Annotated in this window: 4 protein-coding genes; 1 reads left to right on the forward strand and 3 read right to left on the reverse strand. The window is 57.0% G+C overall.

Annotation, left to right across the window (positions count from 1 at the left end; all coding sequences use genetic code 11):
- Positions 1-45 precede the first annotated feature (45 nt).
- Positions 46-1626, forward strand: coding sequence for an alkyl hydroperoxide reductase subunit F (gene ahpF / locus ACB028_RS12450; protein WP_371144415.1), 1581 nt, complete (start codon positions 46-48; stop codon positions 1624-1626).
- Positions 1627-1756: 130 nt separating this feature from the next.
- On the opposite strand, the gene ACB028_RS12455 is transcribed toward ahpF, so the two are convergent.
- From ACB028_RS12455 to ACB028_RS12465, 3 genes are all read right to left on the reverse strand, one after another.
- Positions 1757-2467, reverse strand: a complete 711-nt coding sequence (locus ACB028_RS12455; RefSeq protein ID WP_042071768.1) for an SIMPL domain-containing protein — start codon at positions 2465-2467, stop codon at positions 1757-1759.
- Between the two features lie 54 nt (positions 2468-2521).
- The gene (locus ACB028_RS12460) at positions 2522-3082 is read right to left on the reverse strand and encodes a hypothetical protein (RefSeq protein WP_042071770.1); all 561 of its coding nucleotides are present in this window, start codon (positions 3080-3082) and stop codon (positions 2522-2524) included.
- Positions 3083-3168: 86 nt separating this feature from the next.
- On the reverse strand, positions 3169-5856 hold the full coding sequence (locus ACB028_RS12465) for a type I secretion C-terminal target domain-containing protein (RefSeq protein ID WP_371144416.1): 2688 nt from the start codon (positions 5854-5856) through the stop codon (positions 3169-3171).
- Between the last annotated feature and the right edge of the window lie 835 nt (positions 5857-6691).

Below are 6691 nucleotides of genomic sequence, written 5' to 3' on the forward strand. Positions count from 1 at the left end.
GCCCACGCATACCGCCGACCCGCAATAACAAGAAGGAATTCGAAGATGTTGGATACCAACCTCAAACAACAGCTGAACACCTATCTGCAGTACATCGTCAATCCCATCGAGATCAGCGTGTCCGGCAATGACAGTGACAAATCCGCAGAGCTGCTGGCACTGGCCACCGAGATCAGCGAGATGTCACCCAAGATTACCCAGACTTCTGGCACTGCCGCTCGCAAGCCTTCCATGAGTGTGGCCACCCAGGGCCAGACTCCGCGCATTCACTTTGCCGGCATTCCCATGGGTCATGAATTTACTTCTCTGGTACTGGCCCTGCTGCAAAGCGGCGGTCACCCCTCCAAGGCCGATGCAGCTGTGCAGGAGCAGATCCGCAACCTCAAGGGTGAGTTCCACTTTGAGACCTATATCTCCCTCTCCTGCCACAACTGCCCGGACGTGGTTCAGGCACTGAACCTGATGGCTACCCTGAACCCGGGGATCACCCACACCATGATCGACGGCGCCCTGTTCCAGGACGAGGTCAACGAGCGCCAGATCATGGCGGTACCGAACGTCTACCTGAATGGCCAGCCGTTCAGCCAGGGTCGCATCTCGCTCGAAGAGATCGTCGCCAAGCTCGACACCGGCGCTGCCGAACGCAAAGCCGCTGAGCTGAATGAGAAAGATCCCTACGACGTGCTGGTGGTGGGTGGTGGCCCGGCTGGCGCAGCGGCAGCCATCTATGCAGCCCGCAAGGGGATCCGCACCGCTATCGTCGCTGAACGTTTCGGTGGTCAGGTGATGGACACCGTCGGCATCGAGAACTTCATCTCCGTGCCCTATACCGAGGGCCCCAAGCTGGCCGCGAGCCTGGAGCAGCACGTCAAGCAGTATGGCGTGGAAGTGATCACCGAACAGCGCGCCGCTGCCATCAGCCGTGACGGCTACGTCAACGTGGATCTCGCCTCCGGTGCAACCCTGAAGAGTCGTTCCGTGATCCTGGCAACCGGTGCCCGCTGGCGCGACCTGAACGTGCCGGGCGAGCTCGAGTACCGCACCAAGGGTGTGGCCTACTGCCCGCACTGTGACGGCCCCTTCTTCAAGGGCAAGCGGGTGGCGGTGATCGGTGGCGGTAACTCCGGCATTGAGGCGGCCATCGATCTGGCCGGCATCGTCGAGCACGTCACCGTGGTGGAGTTCGCCGACACCCTGCGCGCCGACGAAGTGTTGCAGCAGAAGGCCCGCTCCATGGCCAACATCGACATCATCATGAGCGCCCGCACCACTGAAGTGATCGGTGATGGCAGTAAGGTGACAGGCATGGATTACGAAGATCGCACCACCGGGGAAATCAAGCATCTGGCTGTCGCGGGTATCTTCGTCCAGATCGGCCTGGTGCCCAATACCGAGTTCCTCAAGGGGAGCGAGGTAGCGATGACCCGCTTCGGCGAGATCGAGATCGATGCCAAGGGCGCCACCTCCCTGCCCGGCGTGTACGCCGCAGGGGACGCCACTACTGTGCCGTTCAAGCAGATCATCATCTCCATGGGTGCTGGTGCAACCGCCGCACTCGGGGCCTTCGATTACCTCATCCGTAATCCGGCACCAGAAGCAGCCAAGGCTGACGCCGTCACAGTCTGAACGCCATTCAAGTAAACAAAAGCCGACTCTCTCGAGTCGGCTTTTTTCATTCTGATGTTGCGCTGGACATTAAAAACCCGCTGCGAGAGCGGGTTTTGGCATTATCAATACGCAATAGACTGGCTATCCATCATTCCAGGAGGAAAACCGCTTCTATGTTGTCAGTGATGGTGATCTGCTGCTGTTGATAGCTGTTTTCCACCATATCTGCGGCCGGTGCGGCGGACATGGCCAGCGCCTTGAGATTGCGGCTATAGACGGGAACTGGCGATGAATTTCGATATTCAGCGCTGTATACCTTGCCAAGCTTCATGCCAAATGCCTTGGCCAGAGATTCGGCCTTGCTTTTCGCATCCTCGACCGCAGCAAGGCGCGCCTGTTCCTTGATGGTTTGCGGAGATTTCAGACCATATTCGATATGTGACACCGACTCGAGTCCTGCCTTGAGTGCGGTATCCATCAACTGGCTCAGCTTGTCGAGTTGATACAGCTTCACCGCCAGTTGACGCTGGGCACGATACCCCAGCAAGGTCGGCTTCTTGTTCTCGCCATATTGATATTCGGGAGAGATGACCAGATTTCCCGCCTCCACATCACTGCGCTTGATACCCAGACCTTCCAGCTGGCCAAAGAATGCAGCCACTCTGGTATCAACCTGTTGCTTGGCCTTGAACCCCTGTTTTTCCAACGCGGTGACCGACACATTGAGGGTCAGCATGTCGGGTTCCGCTTTCTGCTCGGCGTAACCACTCACCACCAGATGGGGTGCCTGAGGCACTTCCAGAGCATACAGGGGGACACTGACAACCAGCGCAGAAAGGGTAAGAAGCGGACGCCACATATAAAAAACCTCAATCGAAAAATTGAGGTCATTATGCTCCTGGCAAACGGGAATTTATATATCGTGCAATGGCGGGATCTGATCCAGTACCTGATTGGTCAAATCGAGACTGATGCTGATTGTCGCATCAGCAGCGGGAAGAATCTCTGCATGCGCTGTCGTCGGCAGTGAACTGTCGAGCAACACCTCATCATCGAAATGGAATGAATCCCACGACAGGATATGTCCTTGAGGAGGTAATTCCGTTCCGAGAGAACTGAAGTCATCTGCGACTACAGTCCAAGCGATTGTTTCAGAAGGCCCCAACAACTCCTGCAAGGATGCAGGATGAAAGCTATTCAATAGATACTCCTGCTGACCCAACTCATGACCAACCAAAATCATGTTATGGGAAGCTTCTGCATCCATGACGGGGATATAGCTGATCGATGCTGCCGCAAAGTCGACATGAAGCGTCCCTGCGACATCACCGGCATCATTCTCTATCTCCACCGCATCCAGCCGATCACCTGCGATCGAAGCTTGATAGCCAAACTGGCCGGCACAGGTAATGTGACCCTGTCCATCCCAGCTATAGCGGATGCCATCAATGTCGACCCAGTTGAATGACTGCATGGTGTCTCTCCTTTATACCGCCGCTATCTTATCCATCCTCTGTCATAAAAAACAGGGGCCAAGCATGGCCTGGCCCCGACTCCTGGCTACGGATCAACCTTGAGGTTACCGTCATCCAGCATTTGCTTGATGATGTCGTGGTTGGTTATGAGCCCTCCGTTTTGATCCAGATCCAGGTTGCCCTGGAACTGGACGGTCAATTGAGAGCCACCACTCGCCGATCCGTTCGTGTCTATGGTCAGCTTGTTGGTCGTGGTGTCGAACTGCAGATAGTTGTCCAGTACCGTGGCAAGATCTTCGTTAGAACTGCCTGTCGGTACGCCAACCAGCAAATCTGACAAATCCAGCACATCACCACCATCGCTCAGTTTGCCTAGCGTGAAGTCGGTAATGGTGTCGGTACTGCCATCCGCATCACCCGCAACCCACTTGAAGGTGTCGCTGTCCGCCCCCCCCGTCATGGTGTCGCTGCCTAAACCACCGATCAGTAGATCATGGCCATCACCACCAATCAGGATGTCGTCCCCTTTACCTCCCAGCAAAATGTCGTTGCCACTGCCACCGTCGAGGGTGTCGTTGCCATCGCCCCCTTCCAAACGGTCATTACCACCGCTACCACTGAGGATGTCATCCCCCGCCAGCCCCAGGATAAAATCATCCTGATCGCCACCGGTGAGGATATCATTCCCCGAGGTGGCTCCCGCCAGCGGCACCGGGTCGGCACTCGGGCTACTGCCTATCCCGATCACCAGGTTGGCTTCATCACTGTCCCCGTCGGCCTGCACCAGGCGGTAGGTAAAGCTCTCCTCCTGCCCCACATTGCCGAGCACAGGGTCTGGGGTGTAGGTGTAGGAGCCGTCCAGGTTCACTACCAGATCCCCGTATTGACCGGAGACACTGGTGCCGTTGACCACATTCACGTAGGCGCTGCCATTCCAGATCTGCAGGGTCGCCCCTTCGGCCCCCTTGTCATCCACGGCGCCCCACGCATCGCTGCTGGCCAGACTGGTGTTGGCATCGGTCAACAGGTTACCGCTCGCCGCGAGCGTTTCCGTCACCAGCACACTCGACAGGCTAACCAGCTGGATGTTGTCCAAACGCACCTCTGCCGTACTGTTCCGAGTATTACCCGTCAGGGTGTAGCGGATACGATAGGTATCAGGACCGAGGGCCTGCATTAACACCGTTGCGTCGCTGCCCACAGTACCGGACTGCTTAATAGTCCCCGACGAATCGATGATTTGCCAAGTGAAGCTGTCTCGACTGTTATTGCTGAATCCGCTTTGTACATCCACCTTGAACGACAAGACACCTGTGCTGCCCGCCGCGATGCTGAACTCGGGGGTCAATATCACGGTCGACCCACCGCCGTTCGAATCGCTTAGCAGCAAGCTTCCGCCACTCACCGACGCAGTGCCGGTCAGTTCCCACTGAGAGGCGTTAGCCGCCCCAGCCCCTACCACGTTGTCACCCGCCCCCACATTGTCAAACACCCAAGTGGCGCCCGAGGGAGAGTTCACATCCCCACTGCTGAAGTTAGCCAGCACTGTGGTGGTGCTCACGTTCTGTAGGACTTGGCGCACCACGGCCTGATCGGCGTTGTCGTAAGCAAACACCTCGCTGCGATCCCCCAACCCCAGCTGGAGGGTTGCCGTGGCCGTGTCCCCGTCGCCATCTGCCACCGTGTAGGTCAGATCGGCCAGCACGGGCTCATTGACGTTGGTATAGACAGGATTGAACTGGTAGGAGCCGTCGCTATGAATCGTCACAGCCCCTATACCCGCCCCCAGATTGATGGTGTGCGAATTCACTCCAGCCGTGAAGAGGTAATCGACCCCGTTGTAGTTCACCGACTGCAGGGCCGGTGAATGCCAACCATCGCTGCCCGAGACATCGTTGCTCAGCACGTTGCCGGAGATGGTCGGCACGATGACGGTGGTCTGCAACATGGTGGAGAGATCGCTCTCGCTGGTGACCACCAAGCCGCCCATCTCGGTACCGTCCTTACCGTTCCAGGCAATCGGGTTGAGAGCGCTGCTGCTGACACCGCTGCCCACGCCGATGGCGTACGAGACCATGTCGTTACTATTGAGGAAGTTCTTCCAGACGGTCTCCTCACTGCTGCTTATCCCTGCGCCGCCGCTACCGATGTTTGGCGCGCCATCCGAGAGGAAGTAGGCCACATTCTGGGCCCCGGCCAACTTGCCGGTGGTCGCGAAGGCACTCTGTGCCACCGCGAGCGCGGCATCATAGTTGGTGAGATCCCCCATGCCCTGGAGCGAGCCATAGGTTAGCCCAGTCACGGCTGCAATGGCCTGGGAGATGGTCATCCAACCCGAGCCGACCGTCGTCGCGTCACCAGTATCGGTGCCATCATCATCCCCGCTGAACTGCACCAGGCGAACGCGCACATCGGAGCTGGCGCTGTCGTAACTGTTCAACAGATCGATGAGGGCCAGCTTGGTGGCCTCGAGGCGAGTCATGGTAGTGCCGTTATAGGAGACATTGCTCGACATACTCCCCGACACATCCACCATCAGCAGCAGATTGGTCTCACCACTTTGCCCCTCAGCGACATAAGCGCTGTCATTGACTGCGGTCGGCGAACTGTCAACGCTGACCGTGAAGCTGGCCAAGACAGTATCCCCATCACCATCGGTCGCTGTAGCGGTATAAGAGAGCTCCAGATCGGGCGGCAGTACCTCGTTGATGATGCTGAAGCCCTGGATCCGTACCGCATCGTTCGAATCCGGATGGTCAAAACGAATGGTCATGGAACTGAACTCGACATCTGACAATATGGTGACCGTCTGTTCAGGAGCGACACTCTTAAGCCCCGTCAGCGTCACGCTACCAGAGTCAACAACATCACCATTCTCATTTTTGGCCTCCCAATAGAGCGTGGTGGTGTCAATATTGCCAGCCGCGCCAACCACGGAGAACTGCATTCCGATAACCGGTTGAGTGACAGTGGCAGAAAAGCCTTCATTGTCTTCCAGGTTACCGTTCTTGATACCGAATCCCTGACTGTTTGGATTGATATCATCATCACTGCTCAGTGGTAGATCGATAGCCATGTGGGTCACCGGATCAAACCGTAGACCGTTGAAAGTGACCGAGTTTCCTGGAGGGGTAAGAGTGACCGTCTCTTGCGGCCCACCGGCCGTCACTTGACCAAAGTCAAGCGGGATATACTGCACCTCACCCGGGGTAACCAGATTGAAGGTGTAAGTATCATCATCGTTGAGCTTGAGGGTATAGAAGACGGTGTCTGTGTTGTCATATTGGCCATTAGCCCCATCGAATGTCGCAATCAGGGTCTGGGTATCAGGATCCCAGGTATGGGTCACCCCATCGATATCCGGCCAGCTTGTGATGGCCAAGCTCTGCGGGCCGTCAGCCCCGAAGTCCAGCCCGAAAATATTTCCATTTGTAGGTCCAGCCTGATTATTGACTGTAATGCTCTCAATGCTGGAGAGTGAAGGGCCGTCATCCTTAAACACCACCCCGGCGCCAATGCTCACGCTCTGGCTCGCCACATCCCCGTCCCCGTCAGTGGTGGTCACCACCGCCGACAGTTTGCCCGTCAGATCTACCGGCTCGTCATAG

The sequence above is a fragment of the Aeromonas sp. S9(2024) genome (genome assembly GCF_041403185.1).
Classification (GTDB): Bacteria; Pseudomonadota; Gammaproteobacteria; order Enterobacterales; family Aeromonadaceae; genus Aeromonas; species Aeromonas enteropelogenes.